Raw genomic sequence first — 25,987 nt, forward strand, 5'->3', positions numbered from 1 at the left:
GCGTAGAGATTGTTGTCGTCACTCCCAACGAAGACGGTGCCATCGGCCACCGTCGGTGACGAGCGAGCCAAACTGCCTGTGAATGCCCACTGTTGATTACCTGTTTCCGCATTCACTGCGTAGAGATTGGCGTCGTCACTCCCGACGAAGACGGTGCCATCCGCCACCGTCGGTGACGAGCGAACCCGACGGCCGGTTAGGAAGTTCCACAATACTTGGTAGCTAGAATCGGCAGCAACCGTGTTGGAGTTTCCCGTACCGAGGATGCCTAGTGTAGTGAGCCCGCTGATCTTCCGTAGTATCCGCCGCCGACTTGCCCTGGGCTGTCTATCCCACGGTTTGCCGTTCATATCCAATTGAGGGAACGCACATATAATCAATCACTTGGATTGTTTGCTAACTTGACGATCTATATCGGCCACGACGATTTCGCTGTATCAGAAATGTATAAAATTGCAGATATAAGAACTGCCACTAAACACTATGAGTCCCCGTGTCCCATGACTCTCTCGAATGCTGGCGCCGCCGTAACGTTCTCAGACCTGGCTCGAGAACCTCTCAGACGATGGTCGAGATACGGGTCGCTGACGACGCGGACGACCGCGACGATGCGTTTGCCGTTCGACGCACGGTGTTCGTCGACGAGCAAGGCGTCGACGAGGATCTCGAGTACGACGACCACGAGGACGAGGCGGTACACTTCGTGGCCTACGACGGAGCCGAACCGATCGGTGCGGCACGGTTGCGCGAGTACGAGGACGGCGTCGGCAAGGCCGAACGCGTCGCCGTCGTGCCGTCTCGACGCGAAAACGGTATCGGGCGGAACCTGATGACCGCCGTCGAGATGGAGGCTGCGACGCTCGGCTTCGAGACGCTCCTGTTACACGCTCAAACGCGTGTCACAGATTTCTACGAATCACTCGAGTACGAACAGTTCGGCGAGGAGTTCAAGGAGGCGGGCATCCCACACGTCAAGATGCGCAAATCCCTCGAGTGACGAAGACTCGAGCGCGTCTCAGACGAAGCCGACGATAAATGCGAGCCCCATCCCGATGAGGGCAACGGCCGTGATCGTCGGGAGGTACGGTGTGTATCGCTCGATCCGCTCATGATGGTGTTCGTAGCCCGCGATCAACAACAGCGTCGGCGCAATGATTGCGATAATGACCGCTAGCGAGTAGATCAACATGAGCTCGAGGCAGTGGCTCGTGCCGACGCCGCCACAGATCGCCAGAATCTGGATCGGCTCCTCGTGAGCGAATCCGAGCAAGAGCGCCGTTGCCCCGAGCGCCGTCAGCCCGCGTTCGGCGTGCTCCTCGGTGAGATGCTGGTGGCCGCCGCCGGGAAGCGCGTTTCGAACGCGCGCCAGGAGACCGTTAGTGTCGTCCATTTCGTGGTCGTGGTCCGTCGGATGGTCGTGAGTTCCGTGTTCGGACTCGTAATCGCCACCGCCATCCGTATGATGGTGCTCGTGGTGGTCGTGACTCTCGAGGGCGTCTCCGTGCCCCCCAGTTCGGTATTCGTGGATCCCGAGCAAGATGAGGAGACTGCCAGCGACGTAGCCGAGCCAGGGGCCGTCCGCGAACGCAGCGAACGTACTGAACCAAAAGTACGCTAATACGAGGACGACGCTCGAGACCAGATGACCGACGCCGAGGATCAACGCGGCGAGCAATCCGTAGAGCCAGCGACGGCGTTTGTTCAGCGCGTACGTCGCCGCGATCGGCCACCCGTGATCGGGCAACACACCGTGGATGAATCCGATGACGACGACGCCCAGCACGACGCCAAGTTCCATACCCAAATCGCGTCGCCGGTCGGGTAAACCGGTTGTTATGAACCGATCGAGGGAATCGTAATACGCCTAGTAAGCGTTGGTAGGCCAGCGACCGAGAATAGCAACCTGGCGGTATCCCACGGAGACAGTCTCTCGTACGGATCTACCGGCACAACCACTGGACAGGCCGTGACCGTAGTTAGTTTCCGTCGGCGTACTCGTATTCGGCCGCCGGATCCTCGACACCCTCCGTCCGCGAGCCGACCCAGGCACCGAGGGCGAGGCCGTAGACCAGGTGGCCCGCGTGAAAGAGCGCGAGTTCGTCGGCATCGAGGCGGATATCGAGCAGTTCCTTCAACATAATTTGTGAGCCAAACGCCGAGAGCCCCATCCCGTAGACGGCGCCCCAGACGAGACCGCGTTGTTCGGGTTCGATCGACCGTTCGGCATCCTGCAGGGCGAACAACGCACCGAAGACGGCCCCGGCTTGGATGCCGTAGACGAGGTGCAGGAGTAATCCGACGACGGGATGGTCGTCGGGATCGCCGCCGGGACCGTATTGGGCCCAGAAGTTCGCCGAGGGTGGGAGCGATCGCATGATCGGCAGCCGAAACGCCGTCATGATCAGCGTCGCGACGAAGCCAGCTTGCAGTCCGCGGACGCCGGCAGCCGTCGTCTGCTCGAGGCGCGATCGTCCGTCCGGCGGCTCGGTTCGATCCGTACTCTCGCCGGCAGGTCGAAGCTGCCGGAGTCGGTTGGACAGAGACATCCTCGCTCGAGCCCGCCACTACCACGGACGGGGACTTATATCGTCTGCTGGAACGTGTCGAAGTAGTATCAAAGTTGAGACAGACAGTATATAGGTCGGCCGCTCGATAGCCGACGTATGCGAGTCGCGGCCATCACTGATTCTGACCGACCGACCGAGATCGAGATTGGAGAGCGCGAGGACCCGTCACCGTCGAACGGGCAGGCCGTGGTCCGCGTTGAGGCGGCCTCGCTCAACCACCGCGATCTCTGGAAGCTGCGCGACGACGATCGACTGCCCGAGGAGCAGTTGCCCTTCGTCCCGGGGGGTGACCTCGCGGGAACCGTCGTCGAAACCGGCCCCGACGTCTCGAGGGTCGCTGTCGGCGATCGCATCGTTCTCTGTCCGCTCGAGAGCTGTGGTACCTGTCGGTTCTGCCGTGAAGGGCCCGAAAATATGTGCGAGAATTACAGCAGCTACGACGGCGCGTTCGCCGAACGGGCGCTCGTCGACGCCTCGCGGCTGATTTCCCTTCCCGACGACGTCTCGGTCGTCGAGGCCGCTGCACTGCCGATCGCCTACACGACCGCCTACCGGATGCTCGAACGCGGCGAGACGACGGCCGGCGACCGAGTCTTCGTCCCCGGTGCGACCGGCGGCGTCGGCATCGCGGCGGTCCAGCTCGCGAACGCGATCGGCGCGGAGACGATCGGAACCTCGCGCTCGGCCGATAAACTCGAGCGCGTCGAAGCCGAGGGGCTCGACCACGCGATTCGGGCCGAGGAACCGGACGAACTGCGGGCCGCCGTCGAGGAGATCGGCGAGGTCGACGTGACGATCAACCACCTCGGCGGGCCGTTCACGCGCGTCGGCGTCGACGTGCTCCGGACGAACGGCGCGATGGTCGTCTGTGGCCGCACCGCCGGCCGCTATCCGGAGTTCGACGCGCGCGACCTCTACTTCGGACACAAACGCATCCTCGGCAGCACGCTCGGCACCCAACCCGACCTCGAACGACTCGTCGGCTTCGTCGCCGACGGTCGCCTCGAGTCGGTGATTGCCCAGCGGTATCCCCTCGACGAGACGGCAGCCGCGTTCGAAGCGATGCGCGACAGCGAGATGGTCGGCAAACTCGTCATCGAGCCACAGGAGTAATACCACGTCGATGGTCCATCTCTACAGGCGGAGCAGGCCGAGTGCCTCGGGGTCGTACGGAAATCGGAGATTTCCGTGATGACGAGAGACTCCGTCTCTCGAACCACTTGACCCCGAGGGTGAAGGCCGTAAGCCCCGTTAAACGTGTTCCGTTCGCTCGATATATTGCTCAATCGTGTCGGTCGAAACATCGCCTGCCGTCCCAACGTAGTACGATTCCTCCCAAAATCCGCCACCCCATAGATACTCCTCCAAGAACGGTTCGTGCTGTTCCCACATCTCCCGCGCCGTGATGCTCTTGACCGTTCGCACAATCTTGCTCGGTGCGTGCTTCGGGTGGGCGGAAAGGAACAGATGTACGTGGTCTGGTGAGATGTGGAGCGACAGTATCTCGTAGCCGTACTCGTCGCACACGTCGCGGAAACTCGCTTCCAGCGAATCCTCAATTGGTTCGAGTATCGCGTGGTGGTACTTCGGACACCACACGAAGTGGTAGTTGACGTTGTACACTGTGTGGTTCGACCGCTTCTCCCCCATACCTATCAATACAACGACCAATCAGAAGTATTCTTTGAAGTGACTCATAGACTACCACCAGTAAACTTTTAAGCGTGGAGGAACAAGAGGTAGACGTGACGAAGCAACTCAAGGTATCCGACGCCGTATACGACGACCTTGACGAACTCAAGGACGAGGAGGGCCACACGAGTTTCGACAGCGTACTCCGTACGCTCCTCCTTCACTACCGTCACGTCCAACCCAACGAATCCGAAGAATGACCGACGCACAGGCTCTCGTCAAGACGCTGGACTTCCAACTCGACATCCAGAGTGACAACGAGAGCCTGCTGTACGACGCCACCCTCGAAGCTCGGTCGGCGTACAACGAAACCATCCGTCTCGCCAAGCAAGGCGTGGACTGGGACGCAATCCCCGACCGCGTGGCCGACGACGCCAACCTCGTGAAGAACACGACACAGCGAGTCGTCGCCAAAGCACTCGGCGCGATGGAGAACTACTACGAGTACGACGACTTCGGCCAACCGAGTCACAGCAAGGATGGTGCGTACCCGCTTCGTGCGAACTACGAGGAAGGGTACAACCTGTCGCTCACCGACGACGGTGACGTGGCGTTCCGCATCAGCGCGAAGCCGTACAAGCACGTCAAGGGCGTTCTCGAAGGCGACGACGCCCACCTCGACGTTCTCAAAACCGCACTCGAAAGCGACGAGTGGAAGATTGGGACGGCGGAAGCCCTGTTCCACAACGACAACCCCGAGTTGCACGTCAACGTCACCAACACCAAGCAGACCGTTCGAGACAAGCAGGACTCACGAACGGTCGTCGGCGTGGACGTGAACGAAGACAACGTGGCTCTCACCGCTCTCTCCGAGGATGGGATTGAGGACTCGTTGGTTATTGACTTCCCCGAAATCAAGTTCGAGCGTCATCGCTACTTCACGATGCGGAAGCGCGTGCAAAACGCGGGGAAGCAGAGTATGCACGACACGTTGGAAGGGCGTGAGGAACGGTTTGTCCGTGACCGACTCCACAAGGTATCTCGGCACATCGTGGAGTGGAGTCAGCGGTTCGAGAAGCCGTGTATCGTCTTTGAAGACCTCAAAGAGATGCGCGACAGTATCGACTACGGCACGCGGATGAACCGACGCTTGCACCACCTCCCGTTCCGTGCCCTTCAGTTCTATACGTCCTACAAGGCGTCGTTCGAGGGTATTCCGACTGGTTGGATTGACCCGTACAAGACGAGTCAACGGTGTCCGCTGTGCGGGCACGCCGAGCGAGCGAACCGCAACAAGAAGCGGTTCAAGTGTCGGTCGTGCGGGCATCAAGACCACAGCGACCGTGTTGCAAGCGTCAACATCGCCGTGAAAGGCATCAAGAAGCATCAGGACTGGAATGTGCCTACTCTCAACAGCCTTCCCCAAGTGCGGAAGGTGCGACGGCAGGCATCGGGGGCCGTGGACGCCCCGACCGTGACCCACGACGCCGTTCGAGGCTATCAGACCGATGGTATCGTGGGAGTGTCCGATTAAACCACGGGAAGCCTCGGGGCTTGACCCCGAGGCGGTTCACGCGTATCACGTGATCGAGGAGTACGAGCGCTGGGAACGGTTCCACGAGGCAAACGCCGAGACACGGGCAGCTCACGGTTCGCTCGGGACGCAGGTGTACCGAAAGTGCGAGGATCCAACCACGTTGCTCGTCATTCAGGAGATCGACGACGATCGGCTCGAGGAAGCACTCGAGTACTTCGACTCCGAGGCGTTTCAGTCGATGCTGGAACGGGCCGGCGTCGTCGACGTTCCGGAGTCCGGACTGCTCGAGCAAGTCCACGAACAGACCGTTTGAATATCGACGACAGTGCGTTTTTGCCCGTCCGACTCGAACGGGGGTGTATGACATCTGTCGAGGCGAAACGCGAGGCCGCACGCGAGGCGCTTACGGCCTACGACGGCGTGCTCGTGGCCTTCTCCGGCGGCGTCGACTCGAGCGTCGTGGCCGCACTCGCCGACGACGCGCTCGGCGGCGATGCGATCGCCTGTACCGCTCGTAGCGAAACCCTTCCCGAGGCGGAACTCGAGGACGCCAAACGCGTCGCCGACGAGATCGGGATCCGCCACGAGATCGTCTCCTTCTCCGAACTCGAGAGCGACGCGTTCGTCGAGAACGACGACGATCGCTGCTATCACTGCCGCACGATGCGGCTGGGCGAGATGCTCGAGACGGCCCGCGAGTTCGGCGTCGAAACGGTTTGTGACGGCACTAACGCCGACGACCCGGGTGCCGGCCATCGACCCGGGCTCCAGGCGGTCGAGGAACTCGAGGTCCACTCCCCGCTGCTCGCTCACGACATCACGAAAGACGAGGTTCGGGAGATCGCCGGCCAGTACGATCTGTCCGTCGCGGACAAACCCTCGATGGCCTGTCTCTCCTCGCGCATCCCGACCGGCATCGAAGTGACCGAAGATCGACTCACGCGCGTCGAACGGGCCGAAGCGCTGTTGCGCCAGTGGGGCTTCGACCAGTTTCGAGTCCGCGATCACGATGGTCTCGCCCGAATCGAAGTCGCCCCCGACGAACTCGAGCGTGCACTCGAACGCGAGTTCGTCGAAACTGTTCGTGCGGAACTCTCGGGACTGGGATTCGATCACGTTACGCTCGACCTTCACGGCTATCGAACTGGAAGCGTCAGTCCCGACGGCTCGACGGTCAGCAACTCCGTCGCCGACGACACCACTGCGATCGAACCGAACATCGACGACTGATCGACCACGATGTACTCGATACCTGTCAGCAGCACCACCCCGAGTACCGATCTGAGTCACCAAACGTTGGAAATGAGTGGCCAAAGGTGAACGTGCGTTCACCACACAACCGAAATTCAGCCATCGAACCTACCATTGGTTGTATTCCTCGACTAATGTCCGAGAATATTGCACAATACGATACGAACGTGGCACTCGAGTCAGTATTGCTAATCGATGGACGCCGACGTGCCGCCTGAGTGGACTACTGAAGAACGACAAACGTACACACCTGCCAACAGCGAACGGGAAATGCAGTATCGAACCTATCGCCACGAGTCCGGTGATCTCCGACTGAAGGTCGCACCGGCGTCGCTCGATGGCGAAGAACATCCCGGCTACGCTCTCACTGCAACGATGTATCCGGGATTGGATCTCGCCGAAACGGTCCGCGTTCGGACGGTGCTGACGTTCGAACGGTGCAACCGAATCGCCCGCGATTTCATGGATCTCTTTGCAGCCAGCTACGACGGCCCCGGCTCGATCGAAGACGCCGTCGACTACGCGTACGAGCGAACGCGTGACCACCGCTGACGTTCAGGGTTCTGTGGCGTTTTCGATATCGAGCGACTTTTTACTCGTTCCCGAGTAACTGGTTTTGATGATGTGGCAAGACCTCGTCTTTCTGGCCGGTAGCACGCTTTCGATCGTCTTTCTCGCTCCGACGATCCGCAATGCGACGGCTCGAGTCCCGTTGGGCTCGAGCGTTCCCTCGATGACGATCGGTGCACTCTACGCGTTTACCTACGCCACGATGGGAATGACGTTCTCGGCAGCCGGATCCGTCGGTGTCGCGGTTATGTGGTCGTTGATCGCCTGCTATCGGTCGCCCCACGCCGAGCCCGGTGTCCACAATATCGTTCGGTTCACCCGCGAGACGCTCGAGAGAGGGTATCGACTCGCCGCCAGCCTGGAGAGTCGCGATACAGTAGAACAGCACCAATCGGATCACAACCAAGCCGCGGATTGATCGGGATCGGTCACGACCCCGCGGCCAGCAGGATCAAACCGTCGTTTCTCATACGGCTTCCTGTACGTCAGTGCCGGCGCACCCGCGACCCGGGCGGCGGTTGCACCGGTTGATTCGCCTCGCTCTGCAACCGAGTCTCGTCTCACACAGTTCGACTCACTGCCGGGACATCGGTACAGTAATTCGTATCAATCGTCCGATGGCGCAGCTGAAGACGCCGCTGGAGCGTCCGACGCACCGTCTGCGAACGGATACCACGACTGTTTGGCGTCGGCCATGTACGGCGCCTCGAAGTCCGTTTCCTCGGGCTCACAGAACTCGATTAGCTGTTCAGTGCCAGTCGATTCGACCCACTGGCGGAACGTTTGGCCCTCGTCGCGGTGAGCCGCGAACGCCTCAACCAGGTTTCGAATCGCACCCGGGGCCTCGTCGGCCGGCACGCGCTGTTGGACCCACTCGACGAAGGATGGATTCTCGCCGATGCCGCCGCCGACACCGATGTCGAAAGCCTCGACCATCTCGTCGTCCTTTCGGGCGCGCATTCCCTGCAACCCGATGTCGGCGGTCATCGCCTGGCCGCAGTCGGCCGTACAGCCCGAGTAGTGCATCTTGATCGTCTCGATGTCGTCGGGAAGGTCGACGTTCTTGTTCAACCAGCGCAGTATGCGAGCCATCCGGCCTTTCGTCTCGGTGAGGGCGATCGAGCAGAATTCCGTCCCGGTACAGGCCATCGCCCCGCGTTCGAAGGGACTGGGTTCGGGCTGGAACTCGGAGAGCAGCGGTTCGGCCAGCAACTCCTCGAGGTCGTCCTCGTGAACGTCGACGATCACGGGGTTCTGTCGGCGCGTGAGCCGTACCTCACCGGAGCCGTACTCGTCGGCGAGATCGGCGAGTTCGATGCCGTCTTCGGCGGGCACGCGTCCGATCGGAACGTTCAGACCGACGTAATTCAAGCCGTCCTGTTTCTGGTCGTAGACGCCGATGTGATCGTGTTTACCCGCGTCGGTGGGCTTGCCGGCGTTGTAGGTGTACTCCTCGCGGAAGTCCTCGCCCGCGGTGTGCATCTCGAAGTCGACGTACTCCGCCTGGAGCGTCTCACGGATCTTTTCCATGCCCCAGTCCTCGGCGAAAAATCGCGCACGGTTCTTCGAGCGGTTCGTTCGACCGCCGTAATCGTGGTAGAGTTCGACGAAGCCACGGCCGACCTCGTAGGCGTTTTCGGGGCGAACGAAGACGTCGAGCGGCGTCGCAGCGCGGGGCTGGCGACCGCCGAGTCCGCCGCCGATGCGGACGTTGAATCCCTTGACCGTCTCGCCGTCGATTTTCTTGCATGCGGGTTCGAAGCCGATGTCGTTGATCGAGTCCTGGGCACAGCCGGATTTCGTCCCCGTGACGCTGATGTTGAACTTCCGGGGCATATTCGCCAGGGCGTCGTCGCCGCGAAGTTCTTCCTGGAACTGCTCGAGCAGCGGGCCGGATTCGACGTACTCTTCGACTTTGCCGTGTAGCGCGGTCCCGGAGATGTTTCGCATCGTATCGCCGCCCGCAGAGCGCGAGGAAACCCCAGCGGCCTCTAACTTCTCCCAGATTTCGGGCACGTCCTCGAGTTTGAGCCAGTGGAGCTGGACCGACTGCCGCGTTGTCAGATCGAACCAGCCGTTGCCGAATTCGGGGTTTTCGACTGGCCCCCTCGCGTAATCGCGGGCAGCCTCGGCAATCGCACGTAGTTGCCCCGGCTCCAGGATACCACTCGCGTTCGTCAGTCGCATCATGAAGTACGACTCCTGACCGGAGCGGTGGTGGAACAGGCCCCAGAACTTGAACCGGGTAAACCACGTGTCGCGTTCGTCTTCGGGGACGGCTTCGAAGCCGCCGTTCTCGGCGAACTCGAGGATGTGCTCGCGAACCTCGTCGCCGTAACAGTCTTCCTTCTGTTCTTCTTTCTTATGCACCATCGCCGACCACCTCGATACCGACCGAACGCTCTTCTGCAAATATACGGATTTCCACTCCAGACATTTCGTAATTCACGTGTTAGGACCATGTGTCTAAAGATTATAATGGTACTCGTTTACATACAGCCATTTCACGGACTGTTTTAGGATCAGTCGTAGGATGTACTACTGAATATTATCTGTATAAGGGCATATGCTAGCAGTGACTGTGCGGACAGATGTCGTCGTAAGTCACTGCATCGAAACGATACATCAAGCAGGAACGACGACAGTACACGGCCGCGGACGGTATTTCTGGGGCAACCGCGACTCGAACCGCGGTTCGGTCTTCCGACAAAACGGTCCCCCGGACCGTATGATACGGTTTACTGTCAGTCAGTTCCGGCCCAGCCGCGACCCGGGCGGCGGGTGAGCCGGTTGATTCGCTTCGCTCCGCAACCGAGGCTCGTCTCACACAGTTCGACTCACCGCCGGTACATCGGTACAGTAATCCGTATGAGTCGTCGGCCGGTGCTACCAAGTCGGTCTGGACCGTCGTCGACTCGGACCAGGACAACGAAACGGCAATGGCGAGCGCTGCGAGACCAGTCACAAAGCCGATACGAACCCGGTCGCATAGCCGGTGAGGCCTTGTACCAATAATGGACGTCCGTCCGAAGCGACCAGGGACCAGATTAGCGCTTCGTAACAGTTAGGGATTATCGTAGACGTTCATAGTTTTCTTCCGGCGAACCGAGATACTACGCCGAGGACCGGAGCTCGGAATTAGCGGTTGGCTACGATAATCCCTAAGTGTTACCTGTTCACTAGTATCAATATAGTGGTTGACAACCGAAGAACCATCGCTGTGGTCTCCACAGACAGTGTATCAGCCCGTCACGTCCCGGCCTCGGCGACTGCTTTCGCTTCCCCGTCACGAGACAGCGCGAGACGGACGGCACACTGTTTGAAGTGGGGCTCCTTCGACCGGGGGTCGACGTCGGAGAGCGTCAGTTCGTTGACGGCGGGGTGGTGAATCGGCAGCCAGACGACGCCGTCGGGGATCGATTCGTCGGCATCGATTCGAACGTCGATCGATCCGCGACGAGAAGCGACCCGCCCCGTCGACTGACTCTCGAGGTCGTCTGCGAGTGCGCCAGCCGTTGCGGGACTGACGCGGGCGATCGGCAGTTCGTCATCACGCGTCCGAACGCCGGTATTGTACGCGTCAGCATATCGTGCGGTCGTCAACGTCAACGGATACGATTCGTCGGGCGTCTCGGGAGCCGGTGGGGCCTCACCGTTCGAGAATCTAGCACGGCCTGACGGCGTCGGGAACGACCACGAGAGGTCGGCACCGTCGGCCGCTGAGATACTATCGTCTTCGCCGCCGGAGTCCTCGACGTATCGATAGCCGCCCGAAACGTTCGGCTCGGGCGCGGGCCAGCGAACCGCTGTCTCGGCCTCGAGACGGTCGTAGTTAATTCCGGAGAGATCAGCGGGCGTCCCCGCAGTTAACAGTGCAAGCTCTTCGAACAGTTCGGCGGGTTCGGGGCGCTCCGGAAAGAGATCGGGCGCGAGTCTATCTGCGAGCAGTCCGATTAGCTCGAGGTCGGTTTTGACTCCCGACGGTGTCTCCGTCGCCGCGCGGACACGGGAGACGGTCCGCTCCATGTTGGTCGTCGTCCCCTCGGATTCGCCCCAGGTCGCCGCCGGGAAGACGACATCTGCACACTCGACGGTCTCGCTGTGGAAGGCGTCCTGGACGACCAGGAAGCTATCGGCCAGCTGCTCGCGGACGTGATTCGCGTCGGGCATCCCCGCGACGGGATTCGTCGCGACCGCATACACCGCCGAGACATCCGAACCGATTGCGTCGACGATTCCGACCGGCCCGGGACCGGGGTCGTCTGGCAATCTCGAGACCGGAACGTCCCAGGCGTCGGCGACGTCGCGGCGGTGGTCGGGGTCGGTAAACGGTCGGTGACCGGGCCAGGTTCCCTTCGAAGAACACACGCGCGTTCCCATCGAATTTGCCTGTCCGGTCAGCGAGAACGGTCCGGATCCGGGACGGAGATTTCCCGTCGCGAGACAACAATCGATCAGCGCGCCCGCGGTCGCGGTCCCGTCGACGCTCTGGTTGATCCCCATTCCCCAGTACAGCAGCGTCGAGTCCTCGAGTGCCGCGGCAAGCCGATCGACGTCGGCGAGTGAAACGCCGGCACGCTCGGCGGCCGCGGACACGTCGGGCAGGTCGCCACGAAGCTCCTCGAACCCGTCGGTCGCCTCGGCGACGAATTGCTCGTCGACCCGATCGGTCTCGACGACGCGTGCCAGTACCGCGCGGGCGAGTGCGAGATCACCCCCGGGCGCAAGCGGGACGTGGTGGTCGGCAACGTCGGCGGTTTCGCTTTCGACGGGGTCGACGACGATCAATTCCGACCCTTCGGCAGCCGCCGACTGCGTGATCCACCGAAACATGACCGGATGGGCGACGGCCGGGTTCGCGCCCCAGACGAGGTGGGTGTCGGCCGCGGGGATATCGTCGTAGGTCGGCGGCGGTGCATCGCTCCCGAAGGCATCGTAGTAGGCCGTCACCGCCGAGGCCATACAGAGCGTCGTGTTGGCATCGTAGTAGCGGGTCCCGAAGCCGCCGCGTGCTAACTTCCCGAGGGCGTAGGCGGCCTCGTTGGTCTGCTGACCGCTCCCGAGGACGGCGACGCTGTCGGGACCGTCCTCGAGTGCCGTCTCGAGGCCCGTTCCCGCACGCTCGAGGGCGGTATCCCAGGTCGTCGGGACGAGTTCACCGTCGCGACGGACGAGCGGGCGACTCAGCCACTCGCCATCGGGATCGGCCGTTTCGCTGACGCCGCGCTGGCAGGCGAGCCCGTTGTTGACCGGATGCGACGCGTCGCCTCGAACCATATCGAGTCCGTATCCCTGTTCGACGGCCCGTTGGAGGTGGCCACAGCCGACCGCACACCGCATACACGTTGTCGGGACGAACTCGCTCACTCCCGACACCTCTCGAGGCGGTCGAGGAGGCGCATGCGTGGTTTACAATCGCACACTAGACAAGCATAGAGAGTCGATATCATAGTTTCGTATGCGGAGTTAGATTGCACACAGGCACTAAACACTAGTCATTTACAAACAATCCATTGTTGGCCGATTATCGGTCCGTTCCAGTAATCTATCGAGGAATACAAACAATATAAGGACGTGAACGGAAAGGGGAGTTCCGCGGACCAGACATCTGTGCACGGCACTACAGTCGATGCGACCGGAACACAGGTCAGTTCGCATCGTAACTCGAGCAAGACCTCCACAGCGAGTGCTGTGGGGGCTGTAACGAGCTACTCGGTGCCGACCCATTTGAGGACGAGCAACGTTCCCTCGAAGAGGAAGATCATCGTCATACCAACGAGCACCGGGGCCATCGCGGTCGGGTCGAACGTGAACATAAACGCCAGCCCGAAAAACGCCGCCCAGAAGTAGAGTCGTTTCTCGGCGAGCCAGCGGCGGGTGGTCACACCCATCATGATCGCCAGCATAATAAAGAGCGGAATCTGGAAGACGATCGCGAGGAACCCGGTGAGCGTGATGACGAGGTCGAACGTATCGCCGAGCGCGTAGGCGATGTTGGCGCTCCCCTCGGCGTAGAACGTAAAGTAGTAGAACAGGATCGGCAAGACGAGCTGGTACGAAAACAGCATACCGACGCCCGCGAGGACGACGCTCGTCGGGACGGCTGCCAGGTAGTACTTCCGTTCGTGGGGATACAATCCCGGCTTCATGAACAGATAGCACTGGTAGACGAACATCGGCAGTGCGACCATGATGCCAAGCAGCGCCGAGAGTTTGATCCGGGTCAGCCACAATTCGAGCGGATGGTAGATGTGTGGCGGTGGGACCTCCTCGGCCTGGTAGGGGAAGATATCGGTCCAAATGTAGCTGATCGCATCGGAGGCAAACAGGAGTCCGATCGCGGTCCCTGCAGCGCCGACCAGGGCGACCATCGCCAGCCGGAGCACCATCTCTTCGATGTGGTCGGCAAGCGGCATCTCCTCGTCGTCCGGCGGCGTCGAGATGCCGCCGACGTCTTCGTCGGGGTCAGGATACGATGGCTCCTCGTCGTCGTGGGCGCCACCGACGACACCCTCTCCGTCGGTTTCGACCGGCGGCTCCTCGTCGTCGTTCGCGGCCGGATCGGTGTCAGACGGCTCCACAGCCCCGTCGGTATCGGACGGCGCCGCAGCCATATCGGTATCGGGTCCGCGCTCGTCCGATACCGGTTGCTCGTCGTCGCCCTCGCGTGGCTCCGCGTGGTCCTCGCGGTCCCCCGTCGATCCCGACTCGTCGGCCATCTATCGGGATATAGATAGGCGGGCAGTTATAGGCCTTTTTCTTACGTACATCGAGGGAGAGTCACAAGGACCGGGAAATCTCTCGTCCGAGCGACATCCACTCGAAAGGTTGATAACTGGAAGTCAGGTAGGCCACAGTACGCAACATGAGTTCTGCCGTCGACGAGGACACCGCCCGCGCAATAAACAGCGGGCGCGAGACCCTCGGCGCGATGTTCTCGAGCGCCCAGACACACCTCCAGAAGGTGTTTATCGTATTCGTTATCGGCTTCATGGGGACGTTCTGGGCACTGCGGGCCTTTATTTGGGACTTCCTCGAGGCGACGGCAAAAGCGGAGATGGATCAGGAAGTCGCCCTCGCGACCGACATCATTACGCGAACGCCGTTCGAAGTGATCCTGCTGCAAGCGAAGATCGGAATGCTGGTCGGTGTTCTCGTGGCGATTCCTGCGCTTTTGTACTTCTCTCGTGACGCGCTTCGCGAACGTGGTATCGAGGCCGCGGTGCCGATTTCGAAGCGATACGTCGCCGGTTTCGTGACGATCTCGTTCGTCCTGTTTTGGATCGGCGTCACCTACGCATATTGGATCTTCTTTCCGTTTGCATTCGACTTCCTCGGTGCGGTCGCTCACGACGCCGGCGTCAATCCCAGCTGGGGGATCACCGAATTCACCGAGTTTATCGCCCTCCTGACGCTGTCGTTCGGACTCGCCGCACAACTTCCGCTGTTTATGAGCGTGCTCGCGTACACGGAGATCGTCTCCTACGAGACGTTTCGCGATAAGTGGCGCCACGCCATCGTCGCTATCACCGTCTTCGGCGCCTTCTTCTCGCCGCCGGACCCCTTCACACTGATCATGTGGGCACTGCCGCTGTTTGCCCTCTACATCTTCAGCCTCGGGCTCGCGAAGATCGTCACCAACATGCGACGCCGCGGCGCGGCCGAACTCGACACCGGCGCCGGCTTTGTCAAACGTCGCATCCTGCAGTTCGTCGGCGTACTCGCCGTCGTCGCCATCGGGGTGACTGCGTTTCTCAACCAGGCAGGATTCGAGACGCTCGAGGAATCCGTCCTCCCGCTGTTGCCTTCGTACATCCGACCGGACACTAGCGGCCTCGAGTCGATCGCCCTCGAGCACGGCCTGCTCGGCGAGGCCGCTATCGGCTCGCTCGCGGCACTCGTCGTCGGCTTCGGCCTCGTGCTCGTCTACACGCTCGTCGTCCTGCAGGGGCCGGTCTACCCGCGTGAAGGCGACATCCGTAACGCCGAGGGGCCCGACGACGTCGATTTCGACATGCTGGCCGCCGACGACATCGAGGAGATTCCGGCCCCCGTCTTCCTCGAAATGGACGAGGAAACCGCCCTCGAACACTCCCGGCAGGCGATGTACGACGACGACCGGGACAAGGCCGAAGCCATCCTCGACCGCTTCGACACGCTCGAGGCCCAGGCCGCGGACGGCGACGACGGCGACGGCAACGTCGCCTCGAGCGCCGGAACGGCCGCCGCGGAGACGGCCGACGAGGAGGAGGGGAGTCTCTTCTCGAGTACCGCAGCGGGGATGCTCGATCCGTTCACCGAGGAGGAGACGACCGAAGACGACATCGGGGGCTACGCGTACGATCTCGCCTTCATCGTCGACAGTCTCACGTCGAAGACGATCTACATCGTCGGCGTGTTCATGGCCGTCCTCGGTGGCTCATTTATTGCGCTCTACCAGGGCGGATTCGGCATCATCCTCGCCCAGTTCGTCGATCGCGTCCCGCCGGAGGTCTTAGACGAGGTGACCGAAGACGGCGCGACGACCGAAGAAGTGACGACCGAACTGGTGGGCGAACTCGGACTCGTCATCGCCTTACATCCCGTCGAGGTCCTCATCTTCATGGTGAAGGTGAGTACGATCCTGGCGTTTATCGCCGTCTTGCCGCTGATCATGTACTGGGCCTGGCCGGCGGCCAGAGAGCGCGGGCTCGTTCGCGGCGACCCGCGGCTGTTCCTCGTCTGGGGCGGCGCGTTGTTCGGCGGGTTCGGACTGGGTATCTTCGCGGGCTTTTACTGGATCGCCCCCTCGGTCATCTCCTATCTCATCACCGACGCGATCAGCAACCAGATGGAAGTCACCTACCGGATCAACAGCTTCTCCTGGCTCGTGATCTACACGACCATCGGCGTCGGGTTCCTCTTCAACATCATCGTCACGATGTTCCTCTTTCACGCCGGCGGCATCGTCCATTACCGGACCATGCTCAAAGGGTGGCGCCCCGTCGTCGTCGGTATCTTCGTCGTCGCCGCCTTCGCCAGCCCGAAAGGCATTCTGACGATGCTCCTGCTGGCCATTCCGATCGCATTGACCTACGTCCTCGGCCTGGTGATCGTCCACGTACTCACGCTCGGCGGTCGACTGTTCGGTGGCAAGCGTCGAGGGCCGACTCTCGATACCGGTCTCCTCGGTCGGTAGGCCGTTAGGCCGACTCCGCCGGCGCCGGTTGCTCGTCGGGCAACGGCGCGATCTCGAGGCGCTCGTCGACCCGAATCTCGATCGCACTCACTGGTTCCCCGAACGGCAGATCGAAGCGCTCCGTCGCGCTCGAGTCGTCGTCTTCCACGGTCGCGTCGATCTCGAGTTCGGCCGTCCCGGCCGGAACCGTCGCGACGGTTTCGTTCGTCGACGCCCCCGAGGGGACGCCCAGTTCGACCGTTTCGGAGACGAGCGAGTCTCCATCGGCGATCACGTCGACGGCCACTCGGATCTCCACATCCCGATAGTTGTAGAGGATAACGTCGATGGCGCTGCTCTCGCCGCCGTTCCCGTCGCGTTGGGTGTCGCCCCCGCTCGAGAACGGCTCCCCGAGACAGCCGGCAAACAGTGTGACCGAACTGCTCCCGGCTGCGAGTACGGTACGCCGATCCATATGTCCCCATCTCATACGGTTTACTGTAAGTCATTTCCGGCGCACCCGCGACCCGGGCGGCGGGTGCGCCGGTAAATCGTTAACAGTAATCCGTATCAGTCGGTCGGTAACTGCTTTGGGCCCGGCGGGGTGCCGACTGTGTCGCTCGCTCGAGATCACACCGCCAAAGCGAAATTCGAGCACGGGCGATAACGACAGCCGACAGTATAAGGGACCGCCCTCTAAACGTGCACGTAGACTGATGCCAAAGATCAGCGTGGAAATCCCACAGGAGTTGCTCGACGACCTCGACGACCACGTCGGCGACGATGGGAAGTTCGTCAACCGAAGCGATGCGGTTCGTGCATCCATTCGAAAGACGCTCGATATCCTCGACGAGATCGACGAGCGCCACGACCGCCTCGAGAGCGAAGAATGAACGTGACGACTGCCGTCCGCATACGGAGTGTTGGAGCGTTTTCCCGGTGATCGGTGGACTCTCGAGCGATCACCGGTACGGAACGACACCAGTCCGTCTCATACGGTTTGCTGTAACGATGTACCAGTGCAATCGCAGGACGGTCGCGATTGCACCGACAATGACTTACAGCATACCGTATCACTCCTGATCGAGTCGCTGTGCGAACCCGAAGTTCGGTTTGACATCCTCGACCCGGACGGTCACGGTCTCGCCCGTCTCGGTGCCCGGAACGAACAACCGGTAGCCGTCGACCGAGGCGATACCGTCACCCTCACCACCGACGTCGACGATCTCGACCTCGAGTTCGTCGCCTGCCCGGATGGGTGCGGTGAGACGGCCTTTCCCGATGAGGTAGATTTCGGAGGATTCGTTGCGAGTGGCCTTCGGTGCCGTCGCGCGAACGTACTGAAACTCGTCCCCGATATCGGCCCGGAGGTCGTCGACATCGGGACCCTGGAACACCTTCACGACGAAGTTACCGCCGGTATCGAGCAACTCGAGTGCGGTCTCGAACGCCTGTCGCGCGAGGTGTAGCGAGCGAGCCTGGTCGAGCGAGTATTCGCCGGACATATTCGGTGCCATGTCGGATACGACGGCGTCCACGGGCCCGCTGGCCCGTTCCGGACTGGCGGCGGTAGCCGCCCCGTCGACGCCACCGCCCGCGGCATCGATGACTCGTTCGCGCGTTCGCTCCTCGGTCATGTCGCCCCGAATCGTCTCGACGCGCTCGTTTTCCGTGCCGTCGAGGTCTTTGATCCGCTGGAGGTCGACGCCGATGACCGACCCCTGCGGGCCGACCTTCTCGGCGGCGACCTGGAGCCACCCGCCGGGTGCCGCACCGAGGTCGACGACGGTGTCGCCGCCGCTGATGACGTTCTCGAGCTCGTCGAGTTGTTTGAGCTTGTAGGCCGCTCGAGAGCGGTATCCCTCCTGTTTCGCTCGGTTGTAGTAGTCGTCGCGTCGCGTCATGGGTTCCTCACCGGACTCCGTGATAGGTTCCGCGGCGGAACGGTCGATGGATCTGCGGTCATAGAAGATCAGACGCCCCCGACTCGGAAAGGCACATCGGATAGTCTCTGCCAGCCCTCGGGCTCTGCACGAGCGTCTCAGAACGAAACGGGAGCGGGCCCGTTACATCTATTGCGTATCGTAACGTAATGGATCGTAACGATGAAAACGGTCACCACGCGCATCCCGGAGGACGACGAGGAGGTCCTCGCCGAACTCGAGACGGAGTTGAGTGCTGATCGGTCGGAGGTGCTTCGTCGCCTGATCCGACAGGGTCTCTCCGACTGGCGCAAGGAGCGGGCGCTCGACCAGCTCCGCGACCACCGGATCACGCTGCGGAAGGCAGCGGAACTGGCAGACGTCTCGTACGTCGAGATGGTGTCTCTCACCTCCGAAGCGGGGATCGATGTCGGGTACACGACGACCGACCTCGAACGTGATCTCGATCGCATCTAATGGTTGTCGTCGATTCCTCCGCACTGATTCCGCTCGCGTGGGTCGGACGACTCGACCTCGTCTCGATCGCCTTCGACGATATTCGGACGACAGAAGACGTTCGGGAGGAAGTCCTCACCGAGGGGAAGCGTGGTACCGCGACGCTCGACGAGTTTCTGGCGGACGTCGCTGTTCACGAAACGCCGGACACAGCCGACGAAGTGGCGTCGATGGAGGGAATTGCGATAGCCGACGCGTCAGTGATCCTGCTGGCGGAGACTGACGAGAAGCTCCTTCTCGCTAACGACAAAGGACTGGTCGAGGTTGCCCGGAGTCACGGCATCGAGTGTTGGTGGGTAACGACGCTGTTGCTCAGCTGTGCGAAAGACGGTGACCTGACGGCAGACGAGGCAACCGATATCCTGTACAATCTCGTCGACGAGGGAATGAACCTACATCCGAAAGTCTACACGCAGGTCCAGAAGAAGCTCCGAGAACTGGGGAACTGAATCGGGGTCCTGGGTTGGATAGAGGCGTGTTCAAAACTGACGAACGACACGTTCCGAACGGTCCCGACTCGAGACGGTCAAACACAACGCATAAATCGTCGACTCCCAACGTAGGCGATATGCAGGCCGAGCCGCAGCCGTTCGATCGGGTGCTGTCCTCGATGTGTACGAGGCCCCATCCGGTCGCGCGTGAGGCGGCCGAACAGTTTCTGGCGACCAACCCCGGCGATCCGGGGACGTATCCGACGATCGCCGCCCTCGAGGAGGATGCGATCGCGATGCTCGGCGAGATTGCAGGACTCGAGAACCCGTCGGGCTACGTCGCAAGCGGCGGGACGGAAGCGAACATCCAGGCGCTTCGGATCGCTCGCGAACGCGCCGACGTGGACCGCCCCAACGTCGTCATGCCCGAATCGGGCCACTTCAGTTTCCAGAAGGCTGCCGACCTCCTCGAGATCGACCTTCGAATCGTCCCGACGGATCGCAATTATCGGGCCGACCTCGAGGCCGTGCAGGCCTGTGTCGACGCGGAGACGGCCGCGATCGTCGGCGTCGCCGGCACGACCGAGTACGGCCGCGTCGATCCGATTCCGGCACTCGGCGAGATCGCTGATTCCGTCGACGCCCTCTTACACGTCGATGCCGCCTGGGGCGGGTTCGTGCTCCCGTTTACCGACGCCGAGTGGCACTTCGGCCACGCCCCCGTCGACACGATGACGATCGACCCGCACAAGATGGGCCAGGCCGCGGTGCCGGCCGGCGGCTTGCTCGTCCGATCATCGGACCTGCTCGACGAACTCGCTGTCGACACGCCATATCTCGAATCGACCTCGCAGGCGACCCTGACGGGAACTCGCTCGGGCGCCGGCGTCGCAAGCGCCGTCGCCGCGATGGAAGAGCTGTGGCCGACGGGCTATCGAGAACAGTACGTTCGGTCACGAAACAACGCGGAGTGGCTCGCAGACGCCCTCGAGAAACGCGGCTACGACGTCGTCGATCCGACGCTGCCACTGGTCGCAGCCGATGTCTCTCACTCGACGTTCGAAGCCTTGCGCGATCGGGGCTGGCGCATCTCCCGAACCGGAAACGACCAGCTACGGGTCGTCTGTATGCCACACGTCACCCGCGAGATGCTCGCGTCGTTCGTCGCCGATCTGGACCGCCTCGAGATGCGAGCGAGCGTCCCCGTAACGAGCGTCGACTAACGTCGCCGCTCGCGATATCAGTCTTCTATCAAGTAACTCACTCGAGTGCCGACCAGGAGTAGACGAACCGCTGGACGGCGGTCAGGTGTCCGACGACGGCGAGAAAGACGAGTAGCCAGCCGGCCAAGGTAAACCCGCCGTACGTGCCGGTCAGGCCGTACGCCAGCGCACCGACGATACCGATGATCGCCAGCCGATCTGCACGACCGACGAGCCCACCGTAGACGCGCTCGAGGCCGACAGCCTGGGCCTGCGTGCCGAGATAGGAAGTCATCACGACGCCTGTGACGGCGAGAAAGCCGAGCAGGTAGTTTTCGATCCCAGCGGCGATGCCGCCGATGATGACGATGTCGGCGTAGCGATCGAGGACGTGATCGAGTAAGTCACCGCCCGCGGAGGCGACCTCCTGTTCACGCGCGAGCGCGCCGTCGACGATGTCCAGCCAGCCGTTCAGCAGGACCAGAAACGCCGCGACGAGATACCAGATGGGGGCCGCACGCCCCCCAAGCGCGAACGCAACTGCAGCGAGGACGGCCATCCCGAAGGCAAGGACACTCACCCCGTTGGGCGTCATTCCGATACGATCGAAGCCACTGACGAAGGGGTCGAGAAACCGCGAGACGTACGGTCTGAACTTGTCGAGCGTCATTCTATGTACTCCACGAAGGAAACATCTCCGGCACTCGGTTCACGCTCACCCGTGATCACCGCCTCGAGGGCGTCCGCGACGACCTCGGGATCGCGATCGGTCGTATCGATCTCGTAGACCGACTCGAAGCCGTGTTCCTCGACGGCTTCGGCGAGGACGACATCGAGCGCCTCACTCTCCGCGTTTTCCGTCGCCTTCGCCTCGGTTTCGCCGCGCTCGAGCAATCGCTCCTCGAGGATGTCGGGTCGACACCGGAGGACGACGACGCGATCGGCCTCGAAGTGATGGGCGAGGTGCGATTCGATAATGACGTCGTCTCGACCCGCGAGCCAGTCGGCGAGCGACTCGAGATCGGCGATCTTGCTCTCACGGGCCGCGTCGATATCCGTGTACAATCCGTCGCGCTCGAGAACGTCGTTGAGGTGGGTCACCTCGAACGCTGTCTCGGCATCGCCGAGGATTTCGTCCGAGCCCTCGTCCTTGAAGCGGGACTCGAGGTGTTCCGTGACAGTCGTCTTCCCCGTCCCCGGGGTGCCGGTAACGGCGATCCTCACGGCTCGGTCACCTCCGCCGGCTGCACATCGAGGTCCACGAGGACAGCGTTGAGCGTCTCGATCGCTCGCTCGGTTTCGGCCTCGGTGCCGCAGGTGACCCGTACGCAGCCCGGCAGACCGAAACTCGAGCAATCCCGAACGATGACGCCGCGTGCTTGGGTCTCCTCGGCGACGGCGCTTGCGTCACCGACCGCAGCGAGGACGAAGTTCCCCTCGCTCTCCCAGACGTGGGTCTCGAGATGGTCGCGCATGGCCGCCCGCGACTCGCGGGCGGTCTCGACGGTTCGGTTGACGTGGTCGTCGTCCTCGAGGGCGGCGAGGCCGGCCCGGCAGGCGAGTTCGCTGGCTGCGAAGGGCGTGTTGACGCGGGTGTAGGCCTCGCTCCACGCCTCGGGCACGATCGCGTAGCCGAGACGCACGCCCGCCAGTCCGTACGCTTTCGAGAACGTTCGCAAGACAGCGACGTCGTCTCGAGCGTCGAACCCATTTCGGCCCTCGAGGAGGGAAACGGCGCTGTCGCGGTCGGCGAACTCGCCGTAGGCCTCGTCGACGACGACCAGCGTGTCCTCGCCCGTTTCAGCGGCGACGTGCTCGATATCGTCGAGTGCGATCGTCGATCCCGTCGGGTTGTGCGGACTGGTCAGCCAGACGATGCGCTCGCCGTCGTAGTGCTCGAGCACCGTCTCGGCGGTCTGGGCGAACCCGTCGGCTCTCGAGATCGTGTACTCGGTGACGCCGCCGTGGTGAAAGCGAGCGCTCATCCCGTAGTAGGCGAAGCCGGGATCGGGAACGAGCACGTCCTCTCCTGGCTCTACGGTCGCCCGGTGGAGGTAATCGATCGCGCCGTCGCCGCCGTTTGCCAGCCAGATCTGGGCGTCCACGAGCCCCCACTGGTCGGCGATCGCTTCGGTCAGGTCGGCGTGGGCAGCCTTCGGATAGCCGTTGACGCTTGCGGCCGTCTCGCGAATCGCCTCGGTTGCGGCCGGCGAGGGACCGTGTGGGTTCTCGTTCGAAGCGAGTTTGACGAACTCCGAGGGATTACGCCCGAGTTCGCGGGCGACTTCCTCGATCCCCCGACCCGCCTCGTAAGCGACGTGATCGGACAGGTCGCGCGGTTGCATACGCCAATCCAGTCGGGCGTGGCTCTTAAGGGTGCTTACCTCTCCTCGTGGCCGCCTCGAGCAGCCGGCTCATACGGACTGCTGTACGTCGGTACCGGCGCGACCGCGAGTCGTCCTGCGGTCGCTCCGATTAAACGGTACCGCAGACCGGCTCATTCCTCGTAGCTGTACGCGTCGTCGACCGGCGGCGCGCCCATCCCGAGTATCGTCGCCGTCGTCTCCGCATTGGCCGCGTTGGACGCCCGATGTGGGTGGTCCGGCTCGGCGATAAAGAACTGCCCTTCGGCGACGTGATAGTCCCGATCCGGCGTCTCGACCTCGAGCGAACCCGTGACGACGTAGAACGCCTCCTCCTGTTCCTCGTGGTAGTGCAGCCCCGAGAGCGGAATGTCCTCACCTGGCTCGACCTCGTAGACGCGCAGCCCCATGTGCTCCATCTGGGCCGCCTCGCTCACGTAGCGCATCGTCGACGGCCTGTTCGGTGCGGGCGCTATGTCGTCCGGATCGATGACGTGGTATCCCATGGTGATCTGTTCATGGACCGTCGATAAAGTTGTACGTGACCGTAGAGGGGACCGTAAATGCGGTGTCGAGGCAAATATAGCGGGAGGTGAACTGCTCTTGAGGCACCTCTGTGCTTTCCGTGGGTTATTGTGACACGCCCGCGACACCATCGGCACGCTGACCTCGAGCCGCTTTACTTTAAAATGGTCGTATCGAATCCTATTGACGGAAAAACGAGATGTAGTCGTATAGTTTTCTCTCGCTGTCGGTAGAGCAAGAGTATACTACACCGTACGAGGCCTGTTAACGGTAAAATTTGGATAGCGGGAGGTAGATTTGAACTACCGATCTGCGGGTTATGAGCCCGCCGGAATCTCCTGGCTATCCCATCCCGCTATCACATCATAACCGAGTGCACTAATTAAGGGTTGTGATTCGGGTACGGTGTGGGGATGGCTCCCCTACTCGAGGTGAACCTTCCACGTGTAGAGGCTTTCACAGGTGTAGTTGACGACGAAGCCGAGAGCGAGGCCAACGAGGTTGGCGGCCAGATACCAGACGCCGAAGCCGTAGACGAGGATCGTAAGCACCGACAGCGTCACCAGGAAGCCGCCAAAGCGGACCGCGTTCGACCGCAGAAATCGCCTGCCGAACGCTCGAGCGCCCAGCCGACCGTAATTCGAGAACGTCCACCGTTCGTTGATCAGGAAGATGACGACGATCGATAGCTCCCAGGAGATGGCTTTGGCCACGACGGGACCGAGGACGGTCAGTTCGACCAACGCGACGAGAACGACGTTGTCCACGGTCGCGCCGGCGATTCCGACGCCCGCGAACTGGCCGAACCGCTTTGGCGAGCGGAGTGCCCGCGACCGCGTTTGAATTGCCTCGAGGAGTGAATCACTCATTCTCGTGTCGAGAGTGTGCCCGTCGACGACGCGTGTAGCTATCGTAGCGAATCATAGCTACAGTATCAGACGTTGCGACGCAAAAACGTGCTGTACGCGGTGACGCTAGCGCCGGTTGCACAGGCCAAGATATATATAACGGCTGACGAAACTGTTCGTATGGCTGTCATTCGGTCCCTGAAGCGAACGCCGTCCCTCCTGCTCGAGCACCCGATCGTGTTCGTCCCCGTCCTCCTGTATGGCATCGTCCAGTTGGCACTGCAGGTGCCACAACTGTATGCACAATCGATCGATCCGTTTCTCTCGATCGGGCTCTCGCTAGCCCTCGGTGTCGTCTCCATCTTTGTCTTTCCGTTCTTTCAGGGCGGACTGCTCGGCATGGCAAACGACGCTGCAACCGGCGACCGAACGTCGATCGCGCGGTTCTTCGCGCACGGGAAAACAAATTACGTGTCGTTGCTTGGCGCGTACTTGCTCGTCTTCGCTATCGGCGTCACCGTCTCGATTGCCGTGATGTTTGGCATCTTCGCCGGTGCGATCGGATTTATCGCATCGGAAGGTAGTCTCGCCGTCATCGCCGGGATCGCACTCGTCGGGTTCGCGTTCGTCGTCCTCTACATCGTCGTCGTCACCGCGATCCACTTTTACGGTCACGCCATCGTCATCGAGAACGCTCGAGCGATCGAGGGCTTCAAACGAAGCGTTGCCCTGGTCCGATCGAATCTGTACCAGATCGGTGGCTACGTGGGTCTCATGCTCGTCGGCGGCGCGATCGTCACCGGAATATCCGTCGCCGTCATGCTGGTCGCGTTCCCGACGACGCCCACCGATCCGACCGCGACCCCGGATCTCGGTCCGGTCCTGCTCGGGTACGGCGGATCGACGCTACTGACGAGCGTGTTCGGCACCGTCTACCTGATTTTCTCAGTCGTCTTCTACCGGGCCATCGCTAGGCTGGACGCCCGTGACACCGCGGCAACGCCGTTGTAGCAGCCACGGTCTCCCGACGCGTTGAACCAGCCGGTCGAATCGACACACGACAGAAACGCCGTTTGTCGGCACCGATCAAACCGCGAGTTCGCCTTTCGGCCGCACGACCTCGACATCGGCGGCATCGACGCGGTCGACCTCGAGAAAGTGTGGCACGAAGTTACGTTTCTCGAAGTCCTCGTACTCGGCGTCCTCACCGACGGTACACCAGAGCTGGACCTCCTCAGGGCCGTTCCATTCTCCGTTGCGGTTGATCCCGAAACAGACCACTTCGTCGCCGTCGTACGCCACGATTGCCCCTTTTCGGATACCCGGGTCGCCGTGGATGATGAGTTGTTTCATACTCCCCGATTCAGCCGAAGACGGATTAAACGCTTCGACCGCTCCCGACCGAGACTGTCGCCCAAGCGGCGACGGCGTCTCGGAGTTCGTGAAATTCTCCCACAGTCACGAGG

The 25,987-nt window shown here is 61.8% G+C and carries 29 protein-coding genes and 1 tRNA gene; 14 read left to right on the forward strand and 16 right to left on the reverse strand.

Annotation, left to right across the window (positions count from 1 at the left end; all coding sequences use genetic code 11):
- Positions 1-350 (reverse strand): outer membrane protein assembly factor BamB family protein (locus D8Y22_RS23065; RefSeq protein WP_246084548.1); only part of this gene is annotated, 350 nt, incomplete at its 3' end.
- A 215-nt stretch (positions 351-565) separates the two neighbouring features.
- Here D8Y22_RS23065 and D8Y22_RS21670 point away from each other — a divergent pair.
- Positions 566-997: a GNAT family N-acetyltransferase gene (locus tag D8Y22_RS21670; RefSeq protein WP_141466720.1), complete on the forward strand. Its 432-nt coding sequence runs from the start codon at positions 566-568 to the stop codon at positions 995-997.
- Positions 998-1,015: 18 nt separating this feature from the next.
- On the opposite strand, the gene D8Y22_RS21675 is transcribed toward D8Y22_RS21670, so the two are convergent.
- Both D8Y22_RS21675 and D8Y22_RS21680 read right to left on the reverse strand, forming a co-directional pair.
- The gene (locus D8Y22_RS21675) at positions 1,016-1,798 is read right to left on the reverse strand and encodes an ABC transporter permease (protein ID WP_141466721.1); all 783 of its coding nucleotides are present in this window, start codon (positions 1,796-1,798) and stop codon (positions 1,016-1,018) included.
- A gap of 178 nt (positions 1,799-1,976) precedes the next feature.
- Positions 1,977-2,546 (reverse strand): hypothetical protein, encoded by a 570-nt coding sequence (locus tag D8Y22_RS21680; protein ID WP_141466722.1) that lies wholly within the window; start codon positions 2,544-2,546, stop codon positions 1,977-1,979.
- A 117-nt stretch (positions 2,547-2,663) separates the two neighbouring features.
- Between D8Y22_RS21680 and D8Y22_RS21685 the strand changes: the two genes are divergently transcribed.
- Positions 2,664-3,680 (forward strand): alcohol dehydrogenase catalytic domain-containing protein, encoded by a 1,017-nt coding sequence (locus D8Y22_RS21685; RefSeq protein ID WP_141466723.1) that lies wholly within the window; start codon positions 2,664-2,666, stop codon positions 3,678-3,680.
- Positions 3,681-3,818: 138 nt separating this feature from the next.
- Here the strand turns inward: D8Y22_RS21685 and tnpA are convergent, their stop codons facing one another.
- Positions 3,819-4,217, reverse strand: coding sequence for an IS200/IS605 family transposase (tnpA, locus tag D8Y22_RS21690; RefSeq protein WP_141466724.1), 399 nt, complete (start codon positions 4,215-4,217; stop codon positions 3,819-3,821).
- A gap of 95 nt (positions 4,218-4,312) precedes the next feature.
- Here tnpA and D8Y22_RS22620 point away from each other — a divergent pair, with 95 nt between their 5' ends.
- The 6 genes from D8Y22_RS22620 to D8Y22_RS21715 all read left to right on the forward strand — a co-directional run bounded on the left by D8Y22_RS22620 (position 4,313) and on the right by D8Y22_RS21715 (position 7,975).
- Positions 4,313-4,459 (forward strand): hypothetical protein, encoded by a 147-nt coding sequence (locus tag D8Y22_RS22620; RefSeq protein WP_174811945.1) that lies wholly within the window; start codon positions 4,313-4,315, stop codon positions 4,457-4,459.
- The gene (locus tag D8Y22_RS21695) at positions 4,456-5,733 is read left to right on the forward strand and encodes an RNA-guided endonuclease InsQ/TnpB family protein (RefSeq protein WP_141466725.1); all 1,278 of its coding nucleotides are present in this window, start codon (positions 4,456-4,458) and stop codon (positions 5,731-5,733) included. Before D8Y22_RS22620 ends, D8Y22_RS21695 begins: the two co-directional genes overlap by 4 nt.
- On the forward strand, positions 5,708-6,049 hold the full coding sequence (locus D8Y22_RS21700) for a cyclase (protein ID WP_141466726.1): 342 nt from the start codon (positions 5,708-5,710) through the stop codon (positions 6,047-6,049). Before D8Y22_RS21695 ends, D8Y22_RS21700 begins: the two co-directional genes overlap by 26 nt.
- Before the next feature lie 47 nt (positions 6,050-6,096).
- Positions 6,097-6,966, forward strand: a complete 870-nt coding sequence (gene larE, locus D8Y22_RS21705) for an ATP-dependent sacrificial sulfur transferase LarE (RefSeq protein WP_141466727.1) — start codon at positions 6,097-6,099, stop codon at positions 6,964-6,966.
- A 216-nt stretch (positions 6,967-7,182) separates the two neighbouring features.
- Positions 7,183-7,539 (forward strand): hypothetical protein, encoded by a 357-nt coding sequence (locus D8Y22_RS21710; protein ID WP_141466728.1) that lies wholly within the window; start codon positions 7,183-7,185, stop codon positions 7,537-7,539.
- A gap of 67 nt (positions 7,540-7,606) precedes the next feature.
- Positions 7,607-7,975, forward strand: a complete 369-nt coding sequence (locus D8Y22_RS21715; RefSeq protein ID WP_394348221.1) for a hypothetical protein — start codon at positions 7,607-7,609, stop codon at positions 7,973-7,975.
- 188 nt (positions 7,976-8,163) lie between these two features.
- On the opposite strand, the gene D8Y22_RS21720 is transcribed toward D8Y22_RS21715, so the two are convergent.
- The 3 genes from D8Y22_RS21720 to D8Y22_RS21730 all read right to left on the reverse strand — a co-directional run bounded on the left by D8Y22_RS21720 (position 8,164) and on the right by D8Y22_RS21730 (position 14,276).
- Positions 8,164-9,930, reverse strand: a complete 1,767-nt coding sequence (locus D8Y22_RS21720) for a nitrite/sulfite reductase (protein WP_141466729.1) — start codon at positions 9,928-9,930, stop codon at positions 8,164-8,166.
- A gap of 876 nt (positions 9,931-10,806) precedes the next feature.
- Positions 10,807-12,897 carry an assimilatory nitrate reductase NasA gene (gene nasA, locus D8Y22_RS21725; RefSeq protein WP_246084549.1) on the reverse strand — a complete coding sequence of 697 codons (2,091 nt, stop codon included), beginning with the start codon at positions 12,895-12,897 and terminating at the stop codon, positions 10,807-10,809.
- A gap of 368 nt (positions 12,898-13,265) precedes the next feature.
- Positions 13,266-14,276 carry a twin-arginine translocase subunit TatC gene (locus tag D8Y22_RS21730; protein WP_141466731.1) on the reverse strand — a complete coding sequence of 337 codons (1,011 nt, stop codon included), beginning with the start codon at positions 14,274-14,276 and terminating at the stop codon, positions 13,266-13,268.
- A 146-nt stretch (positions 14,277-14,422) separates the two neighbouring features.
- On the opposite strand from D8Y22_RS21730, the gene D8Y22_RS21735 reads away from it, so the two are divergent.
- A complete protein-coding gene (locus D8Y22_RS21735; RefSeq protein WP_141466732.1) occupies positions 14,423-16,735 on the forward strand; it encodes a twin-arginine translocase subunit TatC in 2,313 nt (770 codons plus the stop codon).
- A 4-nt stretch (positions 16,736-16,739) separates the two neighbouring features.
- Here D8Y22_RS21735 and D8Y22_RS21740 read toward each other — a convergent pair whose 3' ends face one another.
- Positions 16,740-17,189 carry a hypothetical protein gene (locus D8Y22_RS21740; RefSeq protein ID WP_141466733.1) on the reverse strand — a complete coding sequence of 150 codons (450 nt, stop codon included), beginning with the start codon at positions 17,187-17,189 and terminating at the stop codon, positions 16,740-16,742.
- Between the two features lie 241 nt (positions 17,190-17,430).
- Here D8Y22_RS21740 and D8Y22_RS21745 point away from each other — a divergent pair, with 241 nt between their 5' ends.
- Positions 17,431-17,607 carry a CopG family transcriptional regulator gene (locus D8Y22_RS21745; protein WP_141466734.1) on the forward strand — a complete coding sequence of 59 codons (177 nt, stop codon included), beginning with the start codon at positions 17,431-17,433 and terminating at the stop codon, positions 17,605-17,607.
- Between the two features lie 180 nt (positions 17,608-17,787).
- Here the strand turns inward: D8Y22_RS21745 and D8Y22_RS21750 are convergent, their stop codons facing one another.
- Positions 17,788-18,618, reverse strand: coding sequence for a 23S rRNA (uridine(2552)-2'-O)-methyltransferase (locus D8Y22_RS21750; RefSeq protein ID WP_141466735.1), 831 nt, complete (start codon positions 18,616-18,618; stop codon positions 17,788-17,790).
- 201 nt (positions 18,619-18,819) lie between these two features.
- Here D8Y22_RS21750 and D8Y22_RS21755 point away from each other — a divergent pair, with 201 nt between their 5' ends.
- From D8Y22_RS21755 to mfnA, 3 genes are all read left to right on the forward strand, one after another.
- Positions 18,820-19,113 (forward strand): UPF0175 family protein, encoded by a 294-nt coding sequence (locus D8Y22_RS21755; protein WP_141466736.1) that lies wholly within the window; start codon positions 18,820-18,822, stop codon positions 19,111-19,113.
- Positions 19,113-19,601 (forward strand): hypothetical protein, encoded by a 489-nt coding sequence (locus D8Y22_RS21760; protein WP_141466737.1) that lies wholly within the window; start codon positions 19,113-19,115, stop codon positions 19,599-19,601. Before D8Y22_RS21755 ends, D8Y22_RS21760 begins: the two co-directional genes overlap by 1 nt.
- A gap of 119 nt (positions 19,602-19,720) precedes the next feature.
- Positions 19,721-20,806 carry a tyrosine decarboxylase MfnA gene (gene mfnA / locus D8Y22_RS21765; protein WP_141466738.1) on the forward strand — a complete coding sequence of 362 codons (1,086 nt, stop codon included), beginning with the start codon at positions 19,721-19,723 and terminating at the stop codon, positions 20,804-20,806.
- A 37-nt stretch (positions 20,807-20,843) separates the two neighbouring features.
- Here mfnA and D8Y22_RS21770 read toward each other — a convergent pair whose 3' ends face one another.
- The 6 genes from D8Y22_RS21770 to D8Y22_RS21795 form a co-directional block, all read right to left on the reverse strand.
- Complete coding sequence (locus D8Y22_RS21770) at positions 20,844-21,455, reverse strand: CDP-alcohol phosphatidyltransferase family protein (protein ID WP_141466739.1); 612 nt, start codon at positions 21,453-21,455, stop codon at positions 20,844-20,846.
- Positions 21,452-22,009 carry an adenylate kinase family protein gene (locus tag D8Y22_RS21775; protein ID WP_141466740.1) on the reverse strand — a complete coding sequence of 186 codons (558 nt, stop codon included), beginning with the start codon at positions 22,007-22,009 and terminating at the stop codon, positions 21,452-21,454. The genes D8Y22_RS21770 and D8Y22_RS21775 overlap by 4 nt, the downstream gene beginning before the upstream one ends.
- A complete protein-coding gene (gene hisC, locus D8Y22_RS21780; RefSeq protein ID WP_141466741.1) occupies positions 22,006-23,130 on the reverse strand; it encodes a histidinol-phosphate transaminase in 1,125 nt (374 codons plus the stop codon). The genes D8Y22_RS21775 and hisC overlap by 4 nt, the downstream gene beginning before the upstream one ends.
- Positions 23,131-23,282: 152 nt before the next feature.
- Positions 23,283-23,654, reverse strand: coding sequence for a cupin domain-containing protein (locus tag D8Y22_RS21785; protein WP_141466742.1), 372 nt, complete (start codon positions 23,652-23,654; stop codon positions 23,283-23,285).
- 301 nt (positions 23,655-23,955) lie between these two features.
- Positions 23,956-24,030, reverse strand: a tRNA-Met gene (locus D8Y22_RS21790).
- A gap of 65 nt (positions 24,031-24,095) precedes the next feature.
- Complete coding sequence (locus tag D8Y22_RS21795) at positions 24,096-24,542, reverse strand: GtrA family protein (protein WP_141466743.1); 447 nt, start codon at positions 24,540-24,542, stop codon at positions 24,096-24,098.
- A 159-nt stretch (positions 24,543-24,701) separates the two neighbouring features.
- Between D8Y22_RS21795 and D8Y22_RS21800 the strand changes: the two genes are divergently transcribed.
- The gene (locus D8Y22_RS21800) at positions 24,702-25,532 is read left to right on the forward strand and encodes a DUF7847 domain-containing protein (RefSeq protein ID WP_141466744.1); all 831 of its coding nucleotides are present in this window, start codon (positions 24,702-24,704) and stop codon (positions 25,530-25,532) included.
- 75 nt (positions 25,533-25,607) lie between these two features.
- Here D8Y22_RS21800 and D8Y22_RS21805 read toward each other — a convergent pair whose 3' ends face one another.
- Positions 25,608-25,874, reverse strand: coding sequence for an HAH_0734 family protein (locus D8Y22_RS21805; RefSeq protein ID WP_141466745.1), 267 nt, complete (start codon positions 25,872-25,874; stop codon positions 25,608-25,610).
- Positions 25,875-25,987: the final 113 nt, after the last annotated feature.

This window comes from Salinadaptatus halalkaliphilus, assembly GCF_006543045.1.
GTDB classification, from domain to species: Archaea; Halobacteriota; Halobacteria; order Halobacteriales; family Natrialbaceae; genus Salinadaptatus; species Salinadaptatus halalkaliphilus.